This window comes from Bisbaumannia salifodinae (genome assembly GCF_055388505.1).
Genome location: NZ_AP043781.1, coordinates 3,671,663 through 3,693,525 on the forward strand (window position 1 = coordinate 3,671,663; position 21,863 = coordinate 3,693,525).

Here is a 21,863-nt window from a genome sequence, read left to right on the forward strand (position 1 = left end):
GCCGCCCCCAGAAGAGACACAAGATACGCACAGCTTATCCACTTGATGAAAGCCGCAGGGCACACTATCTTGTGCTCACCAACCGACTAACCACTAGATAGTGTGCCCCTAGCAACTTCGGCCGCCACTGTCAAACGGCCCCTTCGGGGCGCCGACGACGCCGGTTTTCACGGGTTTCTCAACCCACGGCATCGTTTCGACTTCGCTCCATCCATCAACCATCGTCAGGGATACACGGCGCCATGGATACCACCCTTACCCCCGGCAAGACGTCTGTGAACGTGACCGCCCCCCAGCAACTGCGGGTGATCAAGCGTAATGGCGACGTGGTCGCCTTCGACGCCAGCAAGATCGCCGTCGCCATGACCAAGGCCTTTATCGCCGTGGAGGGGGACAACGCCGGCACCTCGTCGCGGGTTCGGGACTTCGTGACCCAATCCAGCCAGGCCATCGTCGAGGCCTTCCGGCGCCGCCTGCCCGATGGCGGCACCCTGCATATCGAGGATATCCAGGACCAGGTGGAACTGGCCCTGATGCGCGCCGGCGAACAGAAGGTCGCCCGCGCCTATGTCCTCTACCGCGAGGAGCACGCCCGGGCCCGCGCCGAGGCGGGCCAGGACATCGAGAAGCCCCACCCGAGCCTCAACGTCACCCTGCCCGACGGCAACCGCCAGCCGCTGGACCTGGGCCGGGTCGAGACCCTGGTCTATGACGCCTGCGAAGACCTGGCCAATGTGGAGCCGGGCAAGATCGTCGAGGACTCCCTGAAGAACCTCTACGACGGCGTGACCATCGACGGCGTCTCCCAGGCGCTGATGATGACCGCCCGCACCCTGGTGGAGAAGGAGCCCAACTACACCTACGTCACCGCGCGCCTGCTGCAGGACAGCCTGCGCCGCGAGGCGCTGTCCTTCCTGGGCATCGCCGAGGACGCCACCTTCGGTGACATGGCCGAGCTCTACAAGCCCGCCTTCAAGGCCTATGTGGCCAAGGGCATCGAGTTCGAGCAGCTCGACGAGAAGCTCGCCGAGTTCGACCTGGAGCGCCTGGGCGATGCCCTGGACCACAGCCGCGACAACGCCTTCACCTACCTGGGCCTGCAGACCCTCTATGACCGCTACTTCATCCACAAGGATGACGTGCGCTACGAGCTGCCCCAGGTGATGTTCATGCGCGTGGCCATGGGCCTGGCGCTCAACGAGGACGACCGCGAGGCGCGGGCCATCGAGTTCTACGAGCTGCTCTCCAGCTTCGACTACATGGCCTCCACCCCGACCCTGTTCAACTCCGGCACCCAGCGCAGCCAGCTCTCCAGCTGCTACCTGACCACCGTGCCCGACGACCTGGACCACATCTACAGCGCCATCCGCGACAACGCCCTGCTCTCCAAGTGGGCCGGCGGCCTGGGCAACGACTGGACCCCGGTGCGCGCGCTGGGCTCCTACATCAAGGGCACCAACGGCAAGTCCCAGGGCGTGGTGCCCTTCCTCAAGGTGGTCAACGACACCGCCGTGGCGGTCAACCAGGGCGGCAAGCGCAAGGGCGCGGTCTGCGCCTACCTGGAGACCTGGCACCTGGATATCGAGGAATTCCTCGAGCTGCGCAAGAACACCGGTGACGACCGTCGCCGGACCCACGACATGAACACCGCCAACTGGGTGCCGGACCTGTTCATGAAGCGGGTCTTCGACGACAAGGAGTGGACGCTGTTCTCGCCGGCCACCTGCCCGGACCTCCACGACCTCTACGGCGCCGCCTTCGAGAAGCGCTACGCCGAGTACGAGGAGATGACCCGCAGCGGCCAGCTCAAGCTGTTCAAGCGCGTGCGTGCCAAGGACCTGTGGCGCAAGATGCTCTCCATGCTGTTCGAGACCGGCCACCCCTGGATCACCTTCAAGGACCCGTGCAACCTGCGCAGCCCGCAGCAGCACGCCGGCGTGGTGCACTCCTCCAACCTGTGCACCGAGATCACCCTCAACACCAGCGTCGACGAGATCGCGGTGTGCAACCTGGGCTCCGTCAACCTGGCCCAGCACGTGGTCGACGGCGAGCTCGATAACGACAAGCTGAAGAAGACCGTGCGCACCGCCGTGCGCATGCTCGATAACGTTATCGACATCAACTACTACGCGGTGCCCCAGGCCAAGCGCTCCAACTTCCGGCACCGCCCGGTGGGCCTGGGCATCATGGGCTTCCAGGACGCCCTCTATGCCCAGGGCATCGCCTACGCGTCCCAGGAGGCGGTGGCCTTCGCCGACCGTTCCATGGAGCTGGTCAGCTACCACGCCATCGAGGCCTCCAGCGACCTGGCCGCCGAGCGCGGTGGCTACGAGAGCTTCGAGGGCTCGCTGTGGAGCCAGGGCATACTGCCCATCGACTCCATCGAGAAGCTGCGCCTGGAGCGCGGCGAGAAGTACATCGAGATCGACACCGGCGCCACCCAGGACTGGGACCGCATCCGCGACAAGATCGCCGCCCAGGGCATGCGCAACTCCAATGTGATGGCCATCGCCCCGACCGCGACCATCTCCAATATCTGTGGCGTCTCGCAGTCCATCGAGCCGACCTATCAGAACCTCTTCGTCAAGTCGAACCTCTCCGGCGAGTTCACCGTGGTCAACGCCTACCTGGTCCACGACCTCAAGGAACGCGGCCTGTGGGACGAGGTGATGATCAACGACCTCAAGTACTACGACGGCAGCGTGCAGCCCATCGACCGCATCCCGGACGACCTCAAGGCCAAGTACGCCACCGCCTTCGAGGTGGAGCCCAAGTGGCTGGTGGAGGCCGCCGCCCGGCGCCAGAAGTGGATCGACCAGGCCCAGTCGCTGAACCTCTATATCCAGGGGGTCTCCGGCAAGAAACTCGACGTGACCTACCGCATGGCCTGGTTCCGCGGCCTCAAGACCACCTACTACCTGCGTGCCCTGGGCGCCACCTCGGTGGAGAAGTCCACCGTGGATCGCGGCAAGCTCAATGCGGTCAGTAATGGTAGTGGCCCGGCGCCCTCGGCTCAGGAGCCCTCCGCGCAGAGCGAGCCCCGCGGTATCGAGGACTTCCTGCAGGGCCAGAGCGGCAGCGGCTCCCGGGCGCCCTCGGCGGGCGATATCGACGAACTGGGCTGCGAGGCCTGCCAATAACGCCGTAAGTCAGAAGCGGGAAGCCGAAAGAACGCTCCTTCGGCTTCCGAGACCCTTCAGCAGGAGCCCACTTTAGCGCGCGATGGGGCCGACGGCCCCTCCCCCGAGGCCAGGCTCCTGCACACGATCCGGATCACCGACCGGGAGAGAGACAGAGATGCTGAACTGGGACGAGTTCCACGAAGACGAGACCCCCGTCGCCGAGCAACCCAAGGCCGCCCCGGCGCCTGCCGCCAAGGCGGCCGAGCCGGCGCCCGCCAAGCCCGACAGCGTGGCCGAGAGCCGCGGCGACTACCAGGTCGCCGAGGGCGATCGCCTGGAGCGGGCCCGTCAGTCCCTGGAGGCCCTGGACGTGGCCGCCGGCCTGGAAGAACTGGAGATGGGCGCGGCGCGCATCGAGGTCGACCAGAAGCGCATGATCAATGCCCGCGCCGACCTCAACCAGCTGGTGCCCTTCAAGTACGAGTGGGCCTGGCAGAAGTACCTGGACGGCAGCGCCAACCACTGGATGCCCCAGGAAGTGAACATGAACGCCGATATCGCCCTGTGGAAGAGCCAGGATGGCCTGACCGAGGACGAACGGCTGATCGTGATGCGCAGCCTCGGCTACTTCTCCACCGCCGACTCCCTGGTGGCCAACAACCTGGTGCTGGCGGTCTATCGCCTGATCACCAACCCCGAGTGCCGCCAGTACCTGCTGCGCCAGGCCTTCGAGGAAGCCATCCACACCCACGCCTACCAGTACTGCGTGGAGTCCCTGGCCATGGACGAGGGCGAGGTCTTCAACATGTACCGGGAAGTGCCCTCGGTGGCCGCCAAGTCCGCCTGGAGCCTCAAGCACACCCAGTCGCTGTCGCGCCCGGACTTCCACACCGGCACCCCGGAGACCGACCAAGAACTGCTGCGCAACCTGATCGCCTTCTACTGCGTCACCGAAGGCATCTTCTTCTACTGCGGCTTCAGCCAGATCCTCTCCATGGGTCGCCGCAACAAGATGACCGGCGTGGCCGAGCAGTTCCAGTACATCCTGCGCGACGAGTCCATGCACCTGAACTTCGGCGTGGACATGATCAACCAGATCAAGATCGAGAACCCGCACCTGTGGACCGCCGAGTTCCAGGACGAGGTCACCCAGATGATCCTCGAGGGCACCGAGCTCGAGATCGCCTACGCCCGCGACTCCATGCCCCGCGGCGTGCTGGGCATGAACGCGGCGATCATGGAAGAGTACCTGCACTTCATCTGCAACCGCCGCCTGGCCCAGATCGGCCTCAAGGAGCAGTTCCCCGGCGCCCAGAACCCCTTCCCGTGGATGAGCGAGATCATCGATCTGCGCAAGGAGAAGAACTTCTTCGAGACCCGCGTCACCGAGTACCAGGTGGGCGGCGCCCTGAGTTGGGATTAAGGGCGCTGGGATTGATCGACAGGAAAGCAATGGGCCTCGCCATATGGCGGGGCCCAAACGAAAAGACGCCCGAAGCGGCAACTTCGAGCGTCTTGACCGGCAGGGTGTGTGACCACCCCTCGGGCCGGCCTGGGTAGGCTAGCTACCAAAGCGAAGGCATTGTCCTTTCTAGTCTAGCCAGGGTCAAGTTGGTCGCGCCACTCCAGAGAAATGGAGGTGACGACGATGGCCAAGTCAAAGACCACTTGCCGTCCGACTCGTACTTCTCCGAAACCTGGGCCCAAAACGGTGCCGGTGAAACCACACCGCCGTTCGACGCCCAAGCCGCTTTCGAAGACGTGCTGACCACCCTTGCGACCCAAGGGGGAGAGGAATCTCCCCCACCCTGGAGGGCAATACCATGCAAGTTGCTCCGACCCTAGTTCCCGATGACTCCTGGGCCTGGCAGGCCGCTCTGGACCGGGCCCTGGCCGCCCATGGCGGTCCAGACGCCCTGGCCCGCTATCCCCATATCGCCTTCGCCTTTCCTTCCCCTTCTCCCCATCCTTACGCCAATGACCACCCCCTGATCGATTATCGGAAGCTCAAGGCCTGGGCGAACTCGCGAGGCTGGCGGGTCAGGCCGGCCCCGGAGCGGGCCGCCACGGGACAGCAACATAGTCCGCCGGTACGCTTCACCCGCCAATCGAACCACTACCATTGAAGACGAGCCTCTATCGATGTCGAGCGCCCCACCTACCCTCTATGTCGCCGCCGCCGTGATCCATGACGGGCGGGGGCGGCTGCTACTGGTGCGCAAGCGCGACACCCGGGCCTTTATGCAGGCCGGCGGCAAGATCGAACCCGGAGAGACACCGGAGGCCGCCCTGCGCCGGGAGCTGGGCGAGGAATTGGGATGCCTGCCGCGACGGCTGCGCTACCTGGGCGAGTATCTCGCCCCCGCCGCCAACGAGCCGGGGCACCGCCTGCATGCCCATCTGTTCCAGGTGGAACTGGACGCAGCGCCGCAACCCGGTGCGGAGATCGACACCCTGTGCTGGGTCACCCCGGCACAGGCCCAGCGTCTTGCCCTGGCGCCGCTGACGCGAGACCAGGTCCTGCCCCTGATGGAGCGCCTGGAGGTCGACGCAGCGGTCTGATCGAACCACCACGCTTATCGGGTCCCGCTATCCAGGCCTTGACCCCCGTCAAGGACAGGATGCCGCCCAGGCTGCTAGGGTAGTGGCATAACAAGGAGGAGAGTGCGATGAGCGAGCCCAAGAGCATTATCAAGCGCGTCTATGTCCCCACCCATGTACGCCAGCTGCCCAATGGCGAGCGGGTCAGGGTGCCCGGTCACTACAAGGCGCCGCCGCGCCGCTGATCCCCTCCTCGGCTTCCATTTTCCTCGACGCCCCGGTCCCGCGACCGGGGCGTCGGCGTCTCGGGGTTTAGTGCTAGAAGGCGCCGAACAGGCTCCCCAGCACGATCAGCAGCCCCAGCGACAGCAGCGGCACCAGTACCGCCACCACGGCGATATCCAGGTAGGACTCCCGGTGGCTCAAGCCGCAGATGGAGAGCAGGGTGATCACGGCGCCGTTGTGGGGCAGCGCATCCAGGCCCCCGGTGGCCACGGCGGTGACCCGGTGCAGCAACTCCGGGGCGATACCGGCGGCCTGGCCCATGGCCAGGTAGGTCTCCCCCAGGGTCGCCAGGGCGATGCTCATGCCCCCGGAGGCGGAACCGGTCATGCCGGCCAGCAGGTTGACGGCGATGGCCAGGGAGATCAGCGGATTGTCGCCGCCCAGGGAGGTGACCCAGCCACTCAGGGTCTCGAAGGCCGCCAGGGAGGCGATCACCGCGCCGAAGCCCACCAGGCTGGCGGTATTGAAGATCGGCAGCAGCGAGGCATTGGCGCCGCTATCCAGGCTCCCGGTCAGCCCCGGCAGGCGCCGGCGGTTGGTCAGGATCAATACCCCGATGGCGATCACCAGGGCGGCGATCACCGACCAGAGCCCGCGCAGCGCCTCGATGCCGGTGGCTCCATAGCGGGACTCGGCCAGGTAGCCGGTCTCCATGGCGGGAATCACCCAGGCGGTAAACACCAGGTTGAGGGCGATCACCAGCACGATGGGCGTCACCGCCAGCGCCAGGCTCGGCGGGCTGGCCATGTCCGGCGTGGGCGCCACCTCGGCCAGGTCGAAGCCCTCCCCGGCGGCGCGCTCACGCAGCCCCGCCGTGGTGGGTCGCGCCTCCTCATGGGCCCCATAGCCCTCCCCCGCCAGCCGCGCCCGGCGTGCCCGATGACTCAGCCAGGCCTGGCCCAGCCCCAGCATCACCAGGCCGGTGATGATCCCGAGCCCCGGGGCGGCGAAGGGCGAGGTGCCGAAATAGGGCATGGGGATGGCGTTCTGGATCGCCGGGGTCCCCGGCAGGGCGGTCATGGTGAAGGTGAAGGCGCCGAGGGCGATGGTGGCGGGCATCAATCGCTTGGGCAGGTCGGCGCGGCGGAACAGGGCCGCGGCGATGGGGTAGACGGCGAAGGCCACCACGAACAGCGAGACCCCGCCATAGGTCATCACCGCACAGGCCAGCACCACCGCCAGGATGGCCCGGGCCTCTCCCAGGCGGGCGACGATGGCCCCCGCCAGCACCTCGGCGCTGCCGGAATCCTCCATCAGCTTGCCGAACACCGCCCCCAGCAGGAAGAGCGGGAAGTAGCTGATCACGAAGCCCCCGGCGGCCCCCATAAAGACCTGGGTATAGCTGGCCAGCAGCGGCGCCTGGGCCGCCAGGGCCACCAGCATGGCCAGCGCGGGCGCCAGCAGCAGCAGGCTCAGGCCACGATAGGCCAGGTACATCAGCAGCCCCAGGGCCAGGACGATGGCGACGATGCCGATCATGGGGTCCCCCCCTCATCGGGCGCCCCATCCAGGGGGCGGAAGGTGTCGGAGAAGAGGCGATCCAGGTCGAAGGTGGAGCGCTGGCCGATGTCATCGAAGTGCTCCGCCAGCCAGGCATCCGCCCAGGCACGCCCCTGGGCGAAGAGCCGGGTCAGGAAGTCCCACTCGGCATTCATCTTGCTGGAGGCGCTGAGGCTCTCCACCTCCTGCTCGCAATGAATCAGGTGCAGGCGCATGGCCCGGTAGTTCTCCAGCTCGAGTCCCTCCGCCTCGATCAGCCGGTGCAACAACTGGATGCTGCGCAGCTCCTTGATCAGGCTGGAGTTGAAGGTGATCTCGTTGAGGCGGTTGAGGATCTCCCGGGCGCTGCCCGGCAGTTGGCGGCGCACCAGGGGATTGATCTGCACCACCACCAGATCGCGGCAGCCCTGGTCGTCCACCAGCGGATAGAGCGCCGGGTTACCGCTGTAGCCGCCGTCCCAGTAGGCCTCGCCGTCGATCTCCACCGCCCGGTAGAGAAACGGCAGGCAGGCGGAGGCCATCAGGGTCTCCACGCCGAGCTCGGGCTGGCGGAAGATGGTGGCGCGGCCGGTGCGCACATTGGTGGCGGTGACGAAGACCTTGACCTTGGTGCAGGCATTGACCCGGGCGAAGTCGATGCGCTCCGCCACCAGGTCCCGCAACGGATTGATATCCAGGGGGTTGAGGTAGGCCGGGGCGATCAGTTGGGTGAGGTTCTCGAAGAAGAGGTAGCTGGGCGAATGGTCGAGGCTGTCGTTGCCGATCAGTCGATCCCAGAGACTGCGCTGGATGGGCGAGAAGCGCGCCGCCGCGCTGACCGCCTGCCAGAAGCCGGCCAGGGCCTCCCGGGCTCCCTCGCGTCCGCCCCGCTGCAGGCCATCCGCCAGTACCACCGCATTCATGGCGCCGGCGCTGGTGCCGCTGATGCCATCGATCTCGAGGCGCTCGTCCTCCAGCAGCCGGTCCAGCACGCCCCAGGTGAGGGCCCCGTGGGAGCCGCCGCCCTGAAGCGCCAGGTCGATCCGCTTGACCGCTCGCTTGGCCATGCCCTCTCCTCACCATCCTTGCCATATTGGCGTGCAGTATAGGCCCCTATGCTGCACCGCAACAAGGCGCGACAGCGATGCGCCATTGCGATTTAATCAATTGATTAATACACTCTCGGGACCTTCGCGAAGCCCGATCGAGGATCGCCGCCATGTCGCCCTCCCCCCATCGTCTCGCGGTCACCGCCGCCCTCGCCCTGCTATGGCTGCTGGCGGGCTGCTCACCGGAGGCCGCCCCACCCGGCGACTCGCCCCGGGTGGTGGATAGCCACCTTCTCGAGCCCGGCAACGGGGCCACGATCTCCCACCTCAGCGGCCGAGTCCGCGCCGCCGAACGCAGCACCCTGAGCTTCGAGCTGCCCGGTCGGGTGAGTTTCCTGCGGGTGGAGGCCGGCGATCGAATCCGCGCCGGCGAGCCGCTGGCCCGCCTGGAGGCGGAGCGCTACCAGTTGGTGGCCGAGCAGCGTCGCGCCGAGCTGCGCGAGGCCGAGGCGCTGCTCGAGGAGAAGCGCCAGGACTATCGGCGCCATGCCCAGTTGGCCGAACGCGACTATGTCAGCGCCAACCAGTTGGAGAGCGTGCGCGCCGCCCTGGCCAGCGCCGAGTCCCGCCAGGCCACCGCGGCGGCGGCCCTGGCCCTGGCCGAGCGCGACCTGGCCCTGACCACCCTGGAGGCGCCCTTCGACGGCTCGGTGAGCCAACGCCAGGTGGAGCCCGGCGAGCGGGTCGCCGCCAATCAGCCGATCCTCGAGATACTCTCCGACCGGGAGGGCTTCGAGGTGGAGACCCGCATCCCCGAGACGATGGTCGGCGCCCTGGCGGTGGGCTCGCGTCACGAGGTGACACTGCCGGCCCTGGGTAACCACACGCTGCCGGCCACCCTGCGCCACCTGGGTACCCAGCCGCGCTCCTCCAACGACTATCCGCTGATCCTGAGCCTGGAGTCGCCGCCTCCGGGCCTGCGCTCGGGGATGACCGCCCAGGTGGCGCTGACGCTGGGGCCCGGAAGCGAAGTGCCCGGACTACCGGTGCCCCTGACCGCCCTGGTCTACGCCGACGCCACCGCCCATGTGCTGCGTATCGACGGCGAGGCGCGCCTGGAGCGGGTCGCGGTGGAGGTGCTCGATATCGGCGACGGCTGGGCCCGGGTACGCGGTGACCTGGCCCCGGGCCAGCGCATCGTCGCCCGGGGCGCCGAATTCGTCCGCGCCGGCCAGCGGGTCAGCCTGCTCGGCGAGAGCCCCGAGCGCTACCACTGAGGCCACCATGAACCTGAGCCAGATCGCCTACCGCCGTCGCCCCGTGCTCTACCTGACCACCCTGCTGGCCATGCTGCTCGGCGTCTACAGCTACTTCACCCTGCCCGCCCGGGAGGACCCGGAGATCCTGGTGCGCGAGGCGGTGATCACCACCGACTTCCCCGGCCTGCCGGCGGAACAGGTGGAGGAGAACATCACCAAGGCCCTGGAGGAGAGCGTTCGCACCATCGGCGAGATCAAGGAGTTGCGTTCCACCTCCCTGCGCGGCCGCTCCATCATCCATGTGCAGATCCAGGATCGCTACTTCGACCTGGAGCAGATCTGGGACGAGGTGCGCCACAAGGTGGCCACGGCCCGCCCACGGCTGCCCGAGGGCACCCGGGACCCGGTGATCAATACCGACTTCGGCGACGTGGCGGTCATCACCGTGGCCCTGACCGCCCCGGACTACCCCCAGGCCGACCAGCAGGAGATCGCCGAGCATGTGCGCGCCCTGCTCTACGGGGTGGAGGGCACCAAGAAGGTGGAGCTGCTGGGCATTCAGGAGCAGCGCATCTTCATCGATATCGCCGAGGCGCGGCTCGCCGAACTGGGCCTGACCCCGGGGGACCTGGCGGCGCAGATCCAGCGCCGTAATATCTTCCCCCCCGGCGGCGTCATGGAGGTGGGCGAGCAGCGCCTGGCCCTGGAGGTCAGCGGCGAGTTCAGCGACCTCGCGGCCCTGGGCGATGCCGAGCTGCGCCTGCCCGAGGGCGGCACCCTGCGCCTGCGCGACCTGGGCGAGATCCGTCGCGGCTATCAGGACCCCGCCGAGCGCGGCGCCTACTTCAACGGCGAGTCGGCCATCGTCTTCGCCCTCTCCATGCTCGACGGGGCCAGCGTGCTGGACTACGGCGAGGCCGTCCAGGCCACCCTGGCGGAAGTCCGCCCCAGCCTGCCGGCGGGCTACCGGCTGGAGATCATGACCTTCCAGCCCGAGCAGGTGGCCAACGCCGTCTACGGGGTGACCCGCAGCGTGATCCAGACCCTGGCCATCGTGCTGGGGGTGGTGATTCTCTTCCTGGGCATGCGCACCGGGCTGATCGTCGGCTCGATCATCCCCACCGTGATGCTGGTCACCCTGGCGATCATGGGCCTGATGGAGGTCAGCCTGCAGCGCGCCAGCCTGGCGACCCTGGTGATCGCCCTGGGGCTGCTGGTGGACAACGCCATCGTCGTCGCCGAGGACTTCAAGACCCGCCTGGAGGCGGGCCTGGACCGCGACCGGGCCCTGGAGGAGAGTGGCCGCGAGCTGACCCTGCCGCTGCTGTCGTCCAGCCTGACCACCATCCTGGTGTTCCTGCCACTGATGCTCGCCGTCCACGCCGCCGGCGAATACACCCGCTCCATCTCCATCGTCATCGCCATCACCCTGCTGAGCTCCTGGTTCCTGTCGCTGACGCTGACCCCCGCCCTCTGCCATCGCTTCCTTAAGGCGCCCTCTCGCAGCGACACCGACGGCGAGGCCGCGGCGGCGCCTAGCCCCAATCTCTCCGACCGGGCTTTCAACTGGGTATCGCGGCGCTACGGGCTGCTGCTGATGCGGGTGCTGCACCACCGGGCGCTGTTCCTCGGCCTGATGGGCCTGGCCCTGGTGGCGGGGCTGGCCATGATGCAGGCGGTGCCCCACAAGTTCTTCCCCGATTCGGACCGCAATCAGGTGCTGGTGACCCTCGACTTCCCCTCGGACAGCGCCGCGGGCACCACCGACCGCCGGGTCCAGGCGCTGAGCCGGGAGCTCGGCGAGGCGCCCGGCCTGGCCGCGGACGTCACCGGCGTGGCCGCCTATGCCGGCTTCGGCGGGCCACGCTTCGTGCTCTCGCTGACGCCCATCGACCCGGCCCCCAACAAGGGCTTCATGGTGCTCAACGTGGCCGACCGCGATCGGGTCGCGGCGGTGATCCAGGCCACCCGGGACTACCTGGGCCGCCACCACCCCGACCTCTCGCCCCAGGTGACGCGGATGTTCCTCGGCCCCGCCGACAGCACCCTGCTGCAGGTCCAGGTCAAGGGCCCGGACCGGGAGGTGCTCTTCGACAGCGCCCGGGAAATAGAGGCCTTGCTGCATGAACTGGAGGGTAGCCGCGACGTGCGCCATAGCTGGGAGGCGCGCATTCCGTCGCTGAGCATCGCGGTGGATCAGACCCAGGCGCGCAATGCCGGCATCACCTCCGAGGACATCGCCCAGTCGCTGGCCGGCGCCATCGACGGCTACCGCCTCAGCCACTACCGGGAGGGGGACGACATCATCCCGGTGATGCTGCGCTATGCCGATCAGCAGCGCCACAGCCTCGAGCGGCTGGCCTCGCTGACGGTCTATCCCCTGGGCGAGCCCGGCCCCGGCGTGCCCCTCAACCAGGTCGCGGAGATCCGCCTCGACAACGGCTACTACCGCATCGACCGGGAGAACCTGGTGCGCACCATCACCGTGGAGGGGCGTCATGACACCCTGACCGCCGAGGACATGGTGCCGCGCCTGGAGCCGGCGCTGCGCGAGCTGGAGGCGGGCCTGCCGCCGGGACACTGGATCGAGTTCGATGGGGTGGTCACGGAATCGGCGGAGGGTCAGGCGGCGCTGCAGGCCAACCTGCCACTCTGCATCGGCCTGATCTTCGTGCTGCTGGTGGCCCAGTTCAACTCCTTCAAGCGCCCCCTGGTGATCATCGCCACCATTCCCCTGGTGATCGTCGGGGTGGCCCTGGGGCTGCTCGCCTCCCGGGCCGATTTCGGGTTCATGGTGCTGCTGGGCATCTACAGCCTGGCCGGCATCATCATCAATAATGCCATCGTGCTGATCGATCGCATCGATATCGAGCGCCAGAACCCCCTGCTCTCGGGCCGCGACGCGGTGATCCGTGCCTCGGCACGGCGCCTGCGCCCGATCCTGATGTCGGCCATCACCACCATCCTCGGCTTCCTGCCCCTGGTCCTCGGTCGCGACCCGCTGTTCTACGGCATGGCCGCCGCCATGGCCTTCGGCCTCGGGGTGGGAACCATCATGAGCCTGGGCATGGTGCCGGTGCTCTATACCCTGTTCTTCGGCATCGACACCCGCAAGACACCGCGGAGGAGCGCGCCATGAACCAGATCGCGAATAGCGCCGAGACCCGGGAGCGGCTGATCCAGGCGGCCATTCAGCTCTTCGGCGAACACGGTTTCAAGGGCACCACGACCCGCCAGTTGGCGGAGGCCGCCGGTGCCAATATCGGCTCCATCGCCTATCACTTCACCAACAAGCACGGCCTCTATCTGGCGTCGGCAGCGTATATCGCCGACGAGCTGCATCGTCGCCTGGCCCCGCCGCCGCTGCCCGCCCCCACGGACCGGGAGGCCAGCCTCGCGACCCTGCGCACCCTGGTCGCGCGCATGGTGCATACCTTTACCGAGGACGACGACTGCCGCCAGTGGCTGCTGCTGGTGATCCGCGAGCAGGTCAGCCCCGGCGAGGCCTTCGATATCCTTCAGGCCCGGGCCTTCCAGCCGATCCAGATGACCCTGAGCGCCCTGATCGCCAGGCTGACCGGGCGCGACCCCGACGACCGGCGGGTGATCCTCGAGACCCATACCCTGGTGGGGCAGATCGTCTTCTTCCTGGTGGGCCGCGAGCCACTGCTGCGCCGCCTGGGACAGGACGGCTATGACGCGGCGACGGTGGCGGAGATCGAGGCCCTGATGGCGGCCCAACTGGCCCGCTACGCCTGAGGCTCGAAACGACGCGGGCGGACCCGAGGGTCCGCCCGCCGCTGGCACCGCCTCGCCGGCGCTACCCCTTGGGCCCCAATAGCAGCCAGGCGATCAGGCCAAATCAGGGGGAAGAACAGCAGGATCAGGATCCACAGCAGCTTGACCACCGGCCCCGCGCCGCTCTTGGCCACCTTGACGATGGCCCAGATAACGATGATCAGCCAGATCAGCCCGAACAGGCCGGCCACTTCGATCCCCATGGTCACACTCCTTTGTGGGCGCTTGTGAGGCCTCAGGAGTAGCACGCTTTCGCTGTCAGGCACAATCGCGACCCGGCCCGGCTTGGCATTCCCGGCCCCGGCCGCCATTATCATCCCCTGTGACTCACCGCCACCGGAGCCCCTGACCTTGGCCGTCGACCTGCTGCTCAATGCCGCCATCTTCCTCGCCGCCGCCGTGCTGATGGTGCCGCTGTTCAAGGCCCTGAAACTCGGCGAGGTGCTGGGCTACCTGGTGGCGGGGGTACTTATCGGCCCCTCGGTGCTGGGGCTGGTGCCCGACGCCGAGAGGGTGCTGCAGTTCTCCCAGGTGGGCATCGTCGTCCTGCTCTTCGTGATCGGCCTGGAGCTCAAGCCGGCGCGCCTGAAGGTGATGCGCCGGGCGGTGTTCGGCTTCGGCAGCCTGCAGGTGACCCTGACCACCGCCCTCCTGGCCCTGGCCGCCTGGTGGCTGGGGTTGTCGCCCCTGGCGGCGCTGGTAGTGGGCTTCAGCCTGGGGCTCTGCTCCACGCCCCTGGTGCTGCAACTGCTCGGCGAGCGCAAGGAACTCTCCACCCGTCAGGGCCGCAACGGCTTCGCCCTGCTGCTGTTCCAGGATCTGGCGGCGATCCCGGTGCTGGCGGCCATTCCCATCCTCGCCGCCGGCTCGCTACTGGCGGCGGGCCCCGAAGTGCTGCTGCGGGAGGCGGCCCTGGCGCTGGGCGCCTTCCTGGTGCTGATCCTCGGCGGGCGTTACCTGCTGCGCCCGCTCTTCCATCTGGCCGCCCGCACCCGGAGCCGCCAGGTGTTCACCGGCACCACCCTGCTGGTGGTGATCGGCGCCGCCCTGCTGATGGAGCTGGCCGGCCTCTCCATGGCTCTTGGCGCCTTTATCGCCGGGGTGCTGCTGGCCGACTCGGAGTATCGCCACAGCATCGAGGCAGATATCGAGCCCTTCCGCGGCCTGCTGCTGGGGCTCTTCTTCATGGCGGTAGGGATGATGGCGCAGATCGGCCTGCTGGCGGAGATACCGCTGACGGTGCTGGGCCTGACCCTGGGGCTGCTGCTGCTCAAGGGCGCCAGCCTGGTGCTGGCCAGCCGCCTCTATGGCGGCTCCTGGAAGGAGGCCACCGGCCTCGGGGTGCTGCTCTCCCAGGGCGGCGAATTCGCCTTCGTGCTGCTGACCGCCGCCGCCGCGGTGGCCCTGCTCGACCGCGAGCTCACCGAGCTGCTGGTGCTGGTGATCTCGCTGTCCATGGCCACCACCCCGTTGCTCTATGGCGGCTATGCCCGCTGGCTGCGCCCGCGCTTCGCCAGGACCCGCAAGCGGCCCGGCTACGACACCCCCGAGGACGACGCCCCCCAGGTGATCATCGCCGGTTTCGGGCGCTTCGGGCAGATCCTCGGCCGGGTGCTCCAGGGCCTGCAGATTCCCTATACGGTGCTGGATATCAACGCCGAGCAGGTCGATTTCGTGCGCCGCTACGGCAACAAGGTCTACTACGGCGACGCCGCCCGCCTCGACCTGATGACCGCCGCCGGCGCCGACAAGGCGCGCATCCTGGTGCTGGCCATGGGCGATATCGAGGCCTCCATGCGCATCGCCGAACGGGTCAGGCGGCGCTTCCCCCAGTTGCGCATCTTCGCCCGGGCCCGCAACCGCTACCACGCCCACCTGCTGATGCGCGCCGGCATCCACGACCTGGTCCGCGAGATACTGCCCGCCAGCCTGGAGCTGACCCGCGAGGTGCTGGTCGCCCTCGGCCTGCCCCCGGAGCAGGCCGACCACGGGGTGGCCACCTTCCGCGGCCACGACGAGCAGACCCTGCTGCGCCAGCTGGAGGTGTTCGGCAACGAGAGCCAATATATTCAGACGGTCCAGGAGGCGGCCCGGGAGCTGGAAAGCCTCTTCGAGGCCGACGAGGAGATCGCCACCCCACCCGGAGGCCCCCATGCGCAAAAGCGATAAACAGCTCGACAACCGCTTGCGCGGCGCCCTGATGGAGGCCTGCGAACTGGCCCTGGAGAGCGTGCCGGGCTTTCGCTGGCTGACCCACCTGGCCGACTACCAGCGCTTCCCCGATAGCCTGCGCATCGTCTGCGTCTTCGACAGCGATGACGCCCTGGCCCGGGCCCAGGAGGCCCGGGAGGACGACTACCTCTGCCAGCTGCTCCAGGCCAAGCTGGCCGCCGCCGCCATCAAGCCCGCGGCGCTGCGCCGTCAGGTGTGCTTCGACAGCGAGGAGGCCTGCCAGCGGGAGCACAAGGGCAACTGGAAGCGGCGCCTCCACGACGCCTGACGCCTCACTCCTTGGACTTCACGCCCCCCACCACTCGGGCAGCAGGGCCCGCACCTCGCGGCGGGCGAAGCGCTCGTCCATCAGTACCACCACCCCCTCGTCCTCCGGGCCGCGGATCACCCGGCCGGCGGCCTGTACCACCTTGGTCAGGCCGGGAATCCGGTAGGCGTAGTCGTAGCCGCGCCCGAAGCGCGCCTGGAGCCGGGCGCGCAGCGCCTCGTTGAAGGGGTCCGAGGGCGGCAGCCCCAGGGTGGCGATAAAGGCGCCGATCAGCCGCTCCCCGGGCAGGTCGATGCACTCGCCGAAGGCCCCGCCCAGCACCGCGAAGCCGATGCCCCGGCCCCCTGGGGCGAAGCCCGCCAGGAAGGCCTCCCGGGCCGCCTCGTCCATGCTACGGGTCTGGCTGCGCCGGGGAATCTCGGGATGCGCCGCGGCCAGCGCCTCCCGGGCCGCCTCCAGGTAGGCGAAGCTGCTGAAGAAGGCCAGGTAGTGTCCCGGGCGGCGCCGGTACTGCTCGGCGAGGGTGGCGACAATGGGCCCCAGGGAGGCGGGGCGATCCGCCAGGCGGGTGGAGATATCGCTACGCACCCTGACTTCCAACTGCTCGGCGCGAAAGGGCGCGGGCACCGATTGCCACACCGTGCCCTCGGGCAGGCCCAAGAGGTCGCGATGATAGCCGGCGGGGCTCAGGGTGGCGGAGAAGAGCACCGCACAGTGGGCAGCGGCGAAGCGCGGCGCCAGGAAGTCCGCCGGCACCAGGTTGCGCAACCCCAGCCGTGCCTTGCCCCGCCCGCGGCGCTCCAGGTCGCACAGGGAGTGGTCGCCGAAGCGCTCCGCCAATCGGCCGAAGGCCAGGGCCTCGAAGAGCAGTTCCTGCCACTCCCCCTGGCCGGGGTGCTCCACCAGGTAATCGCCGAGGCGCGCCACCAGCCCCTGCAGCGCCCCCACCAGGCCGCCGGGCAGGCCACCGAGGACCGCGTAGGCGGGGCGCTGCGGCGAGCCCTCGGCGAGGCCGCTCTCCCGCACCAGGGCCTGCCACTGGCGGCTGAGTCGCGCCAGGGCCCCCTTCAATGCCGCGGGGGCGGTGCGCTTTAGGCGATTCAGCCGCGCCTGATCCAGCTCGGCGCTGTACATGCCCCGGGCGCGGCCCACCAGGTTATGGGCCTCGTCGACCAAGAGCCCCAGGCGCCAGCCGTCCGCCTGGGCCAGGCCATGCAGCAGCGCCGTGTCGTCGAAGTAGTGATTGACGTCGCCGACGATCACATCGCACCAGCGGGCCAGCTCCTGGCCCAGGTAGTAGGGGCAGACCCGGTGGGCCAGGGCCAGCTCGCGCAGCGCGCCGCGATCCAGCCAGCCCCGGGCCACCGCCGCCCGGCGCGCCGCCGGCAGGCGATCATAGAAGCCCTCGGCCAGGGGGCAGGCCTCGCCCTGGCAGGGGGTGCCGGGATACTCGCAGGCCTTGTCCCGGGCGATCAGTTCCAGCACCCGCAGCGGGGGGGCGCCCTCGGCGGCGCCCAGGCTGGCCAGGGCATCCAGGGCCAGGCGCCGCCCCGGGGTCTTCATGGTCAGGAAGGCCAGCCGATCCAGCCCCTGGCGGGGCATGGCGCTAAGCAGCGGGAAGAGGGTACCGAGGGTCTTGCCGATGCCGGTGGGGGCCTGGGCCAGCAGGCAGCGGCCGGTGGCGGCGGCCTTGTAGGCGGCCTCGGCCAGGGCCCGCTGCCCGGGGCGGAACTCGCCATGGGGGAAGCGCAAGCGGGCCAGGGCGGCGTCCCGGGCGCGACGATGGGCCGATTCCTGGCGGGCCCAGGCCAGGAAGTCGCGACAGCGGGCGACGAACTCCGCCTCCAGCTCGGCGGCCTCGAGCGTCTCGTCGAGGCGGGTCTCCTCGCCGCTGGCAATCTCCAGGTAGACCAGGCGAATCGTTACCCGCGCCAGCCCCTCGGCACGACACAGCAGGGCCCCGTAGGTACGCGCCTGGGCCCAGTGCAGGGCGCGCTGGTTGGCGGCCTGGCGCCCCAGGTCGCCGCGGTGGGTCTTGATCTCCTCCAGGCAGGCCTCCCGGGGGTCATAGCCGTCGGCGCGACCGCGCACCACCAGGCGCACCCCCTCCGCGACAAACTCGCCCTCCAGGGGCAGCTCGGCGCGGTAATCGGCGCCGCGGCGGGCCACCACCCGGGCATGGCCGGCGATGCCCTCCCGGGCGCTGGGCGCCGGAGTAAAGCGATGGTCCAGGTCGCCGCGCCGGGCGGTGAAGTCGCATAGCGCCCGCACCGCCACCCGATAGGTCTCCGCCCCGTGATTCATTGCCAACGAACCTGGCAGACCGCCGCGGGAATGCCCTGGTCATGGAAGAAGGCGAGCCAGCGGCGCTGGTTGTCCTGGAGGCGATCCCCCGGCCCCTTGACCTCGATCAGCCGGTAGTCGCCGCGCTCGGGGAAGCACTGGATCAGGTCCGGCAGGCCGGCCCGGTTGGCCTTGAGATCCGCCAGCAGGCGCTCGAAGCAGGCACGCAGATGGGCCGGCGGCAGGCTCGCCAGGGCCAGCTCGAGGAGCTCTTGATCCAATAGTTCCCAGGCCACGAAGGGCGAGGCCAGGCCCCGCTTGGCCGCCCAGGTGGCGCGGATCGCCTCCCGGTAGTCGCCACTGTCCAGGCGCGCCAGGCAGGCGTCGAAGCGCGCCCGCCGCCGGCTCACGAAGTCGGGGCGATAGAGGTCCGCGGGGCCGCTCTGGAAGGGGTGGAAGAAGGCCCCGGGCAGGGGCGCATAGATCGCCTCCCAGCAGAGCAGGCCGAAAAGGCCGGTGATCAGGCCGTTCTCCACGTAGCGCACCGGCGCCTCGGGCGTAGCGAGGTGCTCGGCCACAGCCCGCTCCACCCCGCCGCCGGCCGCCTGGGTCAGGGGCAGGGGCAGGGGCAGAGTCAGGGTCAGCCGCTCGGGGGCGGGCTCGGCCGGCGACGGGGTGACCGCCAGGCCCAGGCGCTTCTCGAGGCGCGGCACCAGCCGCGCCAGGGCCTGACGCTGGGCCTGGCTGGCCGGGGTGTCCAGAAAGGGCCGCGCCAGATCCAGGGCGACGCGATGCTCGCCCAGGCGCTCCAGCAGGCGCAGCCGGCGCACCAGGGCCTCGTCCTCGCCGCCCTGGGCATAGAGGCCGAGCGCCAGCGCGGTATCACCCTGGCGTTCGGCCTCCCGCCCCAGGCGCAGGGCCAGGCGACAGCGCCGGGCCGCCAGCCAGGGGTTCTGCGGTGGCTCGGACAGGCTCTCGGACAGCGCTTCGACCAGGTCGCTCACCGCCTCCCCCGCCGCCAATCGCTCGCCCAGGTCATGCAGGGCCAGGTAGGCGTCCAGCTCCGCGCGGTGCCGGAAGGCCCGGGACTCGGCGCCGAAGGGCACCGTCTCGAAGCGCTGGTGGCCCAGTTCCGTCAGCACGAACTCCGACCAGTCCTGGCGCAGGTTGCCGAAGAACATCAGCCGCAGCCGCTCACAGGTCGGCATCGCCGTAAGGCGTACCAGACGGTCCGGGGCCTCGGGCCACCAGGCGGAGTAACGCCGCGGCGCCGGCATCAGTTCCGGGAGTCGCGTCGTCAGCTCGCCCTTGGTGGCCCGGCTCAGCCCCGCCTCGGCGAGCCCCTCCGCGAAGGCCTGGCGCAGCTCCGCCAGGCGCAGCTGCCGGCACAGTTCCTCGATATCGAGCGCCGGGTCCGCCTCCACCAGGCCCGCCGCGATCAACGGCGCCAGGGCGGTATCGGTATCTCCGATCTCGGCATAATCGAGCCGGGAGGTGCGAAAGTGCTCGCCACGGCGCATCACCAGGCGTACCAGCAGCGCCTGGGCGGCCTCGGGCAGGGCGGCGAAGCGGGCCAGGAAGTGGCGTTCCTCGCCCCCCAACAGGTCGTCATAGCGCGCCGTCACCCAGTCCAGGGCGGCGCGGAAGTTGGCCAGGTAGTAGCGGGGATCGCTCAGCGAGGCGATGGGTAGCGGCATCATGGCGCCATGGTAGCAGTTGGCCCCGGGGCTGGCAGGTCGTAGGCTGTAGGCGGCAGGGCGATCGCCGTTGGGACGACCGAGGGGCGCTGGGGACAGGCCGTCGGTCATTCCAACTGCGATGCCCTGCCGTAAGTGGGTCGCCGGCTTGAGCGACTCAAGGGAATCACCACCGATCGACAAGGAGTCCCCATGTCACTGCCCCGCCGATGGTCCTTTCCGCTGCGCTATGGCGCCTATGCCGCCAGCTGGCTGGGGCTGGTGGTCACCCTGATCGCCTGGCCCCTGGGCGCCCCCTTCTGGTGGACCCTGCCCTTCGCCGGCCTGGTGGCCCTGGGCAACTGGGACCTGCGCCAGCGCTCGCGGACCCTGCGCCGCAACTACCCGATCCTCGCCCACTTCCGCTACTGCCTGGAGAGCATCGGCCCCGAGATGCGCCAGTACTTTATCCAGTCGGATACCGAGGAGCGGCCCTTCTCCCGGGAGCAGCGCAGCGCCGTCTACCAGCGCGCCAAGAACGTGCTCGACAAGAAGCCCTTCGGCTCGGTGCTGGACATGTACGCCGAGGGCTATGAGTGGATCAACTCCTCGCTGGCCCCGGCCGTGCCCCTCCCCGAGGCGGCCCTGCGGGTGGAGGTGGGCGGCGAACGCCGCCACCCCTACCGGGTCAGCCTGCTGAATATCTCCGCCATGAGCTTCGGCGCCCTCTCCGGCCATGCCATCCAGGCGCTGAACCAGGGCGCCCAACGCGGCGGCTTCTACCACGATACCGGCGAGGGCGGCATCTCCCGCCACCACCTGCATGGCGGCGACCTGGTCTGGGAGATCGGCTCGGGCTATTTCGGCTGCCGCGACGCCATGGGCCGCTTCGACCCCGAGGCCTTCGCCCGCAACGCCGCCCGCCCCGAGGTAAAGATGATCGAGATCAAGCTCTCCCAGGGCGCCAAGCCGGGCCACGGCGGCATCCTGCCCGGGGCCAAGGTCACCGTGGAGGTGGCCGAGGCGCGGGGCGTGCCGGTGGGCCAGGACGTGGTCTCCCCGTCCAGCCACTCGGCCTTCTCCACGCCCCTGGAACTGATGCACTTTATCCAGCGGCTGCGCGAGCTCTCCGACGACAAGCCGGTGGGCTTCAAGCTGGCCATCGGCCATCCCTGGGAGTGGTTCGGGCTGGTCAAGGCGATGCTGGAGAGCGGCATCCACCCCGACTTTATCGTCGTGGACGGCGGCGAGGGGGGCACCGGCGCCTCGCCGCTGGAATTCATCAATCGCCTGGGCATGCCGCTGCTGGAGGCGCTGGCCCTGGTACACAGCAGCCTGGTGGGCGCCGGCCTGCGCCCCAGGGTTCGCCTGGCCGCCGCCGGCAAGATCACCTCCGCCTTCCAGATGGCCCGCGCCCTGGCGCTGGGCGCCGACTGGTGCAATGCGGCGCGGGGCTTCATGTTCTCGCTGAGCTGCATCCAGGCCATGAACTGCCATACCGACCGCTGCCCCAGCGGCGTGGCCACCCAGGACCCGCGGCGCGGCCGCCACCTGGACGTGGCCGACAAGCGCGAGCGGGTCTACCACTTCCACCGCAACACCCTGCGTGCCCTGGCGGAGATGCTCGCCGCCGCGGGCCTGGCCCACCCCGAGGAGCTACGCCCGGCGCATATCATGCACCGCATCTCGCGCCACCATATCAGCTCCTATGCGGAGCTCTATCCCTGCCTGGCCCCGGGGGAGCTGCTGCGTCATACCCCCGACCACCCGCTCTTCCAGCGCTTCTGGGAGGAGAGCCGCGCCGACAGTTTCTGCCCCCCCGCCAGGGTGGTGGCGCTACGCCAGAGCGCTTGAATACCGGTCCGGACATC

Annotated in this window: 15 protein-coding genes; 10 read left to right on the top strand and 5 right to left on the bottom strand. The window is 69.1% G+C overall.

Going from position 1 to position 21,863, the window contains the following annotated elements; translation table 11 throughout:
- The first annotated feature begins 242 nt into the window (after positions 1-242).
- The 4 genes from ACZ5EF_RS17150 to ACZ5EF_RS17165 all read left to right on the top strand — a co-directional run bounded on the left by ACZ5EF_RS17150 (position 243) and on the right by ACZ5EF_RS17165 (position 5,684).
- Positions 243-3,140 (top strand): ribonucleoside-diphosphate reductase subunit alpha, encoded by a 2,898-nt coding sequence (locus ACZ5EF_RS17150; RefSeq protein WP_346061404.1) that lies wholly within the window; start codon positions 243-245, stop codon positions 3,138-3,140.
- A 157-nt stretch (positions 3,141-3,297) separates the two neighbouring features.
- Positions 3,298-4,545, top strand: coding sequence for a ribonucleotide-diphosphate reductase subunit beta (locus ACZ5EF_RS17155; protein ID WP_346061403.1), 1,248 nt, complete (start codon positions 3,298-3,300; stop codon positions 4,543-4,545).
- Between the two features lie 400 nt (positions 4,546-4,945).
- Positions 4,946-5,248: a hypothetical protein gene (locus tag ACZ5EF_RS17160; protein ID WP_346061402.1), complete on the top strand. Its 303-nt coding sequence runs from the start codon at positions 4,946-4,948 to the stop codon at positions 5,246-5,248.
- A gap of 16 nt (positions 5,249-5,264) precedes the next feature.
- Positions 5,265-5,684 (top strand): NUDIX hydrolase, encoded by a 420-nt coding sequence (locus ACZ5EF_RS17165; protein WP_346061401.1) that lies wholly within the window; start codon positions 5,265-5,267, stop codon positions 5,682-5,684.
- Positions 5,685-5,981: 297 nt separating this feature from the next.
- Here the strand turns inward: ACZ5EF_RS17165 and ACZ5EF_RS17170 are convergent, their stop codons facing one another.
- Positions 5,982-7,427 carry a GntP family permease gene (locus ACZ5EF_RS17170; protein ID WP_346061400.1) on the bottom strand — a complete coding sequence of 482 codons (1,446 nt, stop codon included), beginning with the start codon at positions 7,425-7,427 and terminating at the stop codon, positions 5,982-5,984.
- Entirely contained in the window at positions 7,424-8,494 is a 1,071-nt protein-coding gene (locus ACZ5EF_RS17175) for a patatin-like phospholipase family protein (protein ID WP_346061399.1), read from the bottom strand. Before ACZ5EF_RS17175 ends, ACZ5EF_RS17170 begins: the two co-directional genes overlap by 4 nt.
- A 152-nt stretch (positions 8,495-8,646) precedes the next feature.
- Between ACZ5EF_RS17175 and ACZ5EF_RS17180 the strand changes: the two genes are divergently transcribed.
- The 3 genes from ACZ5EF_RS17180 to ACZ5EF_RS17190 are packed head-to-tail and all read left to right on the top strand — an operon-like array spanning position 8,647 to position 13,494.
- On the top strand, positions 8,647-9,753 hold the full coding sequence (locus tag ACZ5EF_RS17180) for an efflux RND transporter periplasmic adaptor subunit (protein WP_346061398.1): 1,107 nt from the start codon (positions 8,647-8,649) through the stop codon (positions 9,751-9,753).
- Positions 9,754-9,760: 7 nt separating this feature from the next.
- Positions 9,761-12,874 carry an efflux RND transporter permease subunit gene (locus ACZ5EF_RS17185; RefSeq protein ID WP_346061397.1) on the top strand — a complete coding sequence of 1,038 codons (3,114 nt, stop codon included), beginning with the start codon at positions 9,761-9,763 and terminating at the stop codon, positions 12,872-12,874.
- The gene (locus tag ACZ5EF_RS17190; RefSeq protein ID WP_346061396.1) at positions 12,871-13,494 is read left to right on the top strand and encodes a CerR family C-terminal domain-containing protein; all 624 of its coding nucleotides are present in this window, start codon (positions 12,871-12,873) and stop codon (positions 13,492-13,494) included. Before ACZ5EF_RS17185 ends, ACZ5EF_RS17190 begins: the two co-directional genes overlap by 4 nt.
- Here the strand turns inward: ACZ5EF_RS17190 and ACZ5EF_RS17195 are convergent.
- A complete protein-coding gene (locus tag ACZ5EF_RS17195; RefSeq protein ID WP_379729089.1) occupies positions 13,485-13,736 on the bottom strand; it encodes a PLDc N-terminal domain-containing protein in 252 nt (83 codons plus the stop codon). The genes ACZ5EF_RS17190 and ACZ5EF_RS17195 overlap by 10 nt on opposite strands.
- A 148-nt stretch (positions 13,737-13,884) precedes the next feature.
- Here ACZ5EF_RS17195 and ACZ5EF_RS17200 point away from each other — a divergent pair, with 148 nt between their 5' ends.
- Positions 13,885-15,702 carry a monovalent cation:proton antiporter-2 (CPA2) family protein gene (locus ACZ5EF_RS17200; RefSeq protein ID WP_346061395.1) on the top strand — a complete coding sequence of 606 codons (1,818 nt, stop codon included), beginning with the start codon at positions 13,885-13,887 and terminating at the stop codon, positions 15,700-15,702.
- Positions 15,686-16,033, top strand: a complete 348-nt coding sequence (locus tag ACZ5EF_RS17205; RefSeq protein ID WP_346061394.1) for a Fis family transcriptional regulator — start codon at positions 15,686-15,688, stop codon at positions 16,031-16,033. Before ACZ5EF_RS17200 ends, ACZ5EF_RS17205 begins: the two co-directional genes overlap by 17 nt.
- 18 nt (positions 16,034-16,051) lie before the next feature.
- Here ACZ5EF_RS17205 and ACZ5EF_RS17210 read toward each other — a convergent pair whose 3' ends face one another.
- The gene (locus ACZ5EF_RS17210) at positions 16,052-18,337 is read right to left on the bottom strand and encodes an ATP-dependent DNA helicase (protein WP_346061393.1); all 2,286 of its coding nucleotides are present in this window, start codon (positions 18,335-18,337) and stop codon (positions 16,052-16,054) included.
- Positions 18,334-20,016 (bottom strand): VRR-NUC domain-containing protein, encoded by a 1,683-nt coding sequence (locus tag ACZ5EF_RS17215; RefSeq protein ID WP_346061846.1) that lies wholly within the window; start codon positions 20,014-20,016, stop codon positions 18,334-18,336. Before ACZ5EF_RS17215 ends, ACZ5EF_RS17210 begins: the two co-directional genes overlap by 4 nt.
- Before the next feature lie 189 nt (positions 20,017-20,205).
- Here ACZ5EF_RS17215 and ACZ5EF_RS17220 point away from each other — a divergent pair, with 189 nt between their 5' ends.
- The gene (locus tag ACZ5EF_RS17220) at positions 20,206-21,846 is read left to right on the top strand and encodes an FMN-binding glutamate synthase family protein (protein WP_346061392.1); all 1,641 of its coding nucleotides are present in this window, start codon (positions 20,206-20,208) and stop codon (positions 21,844-21,846) included.
- Positions 21,847-21,863 lie beyond the last annotated feature (17 nt).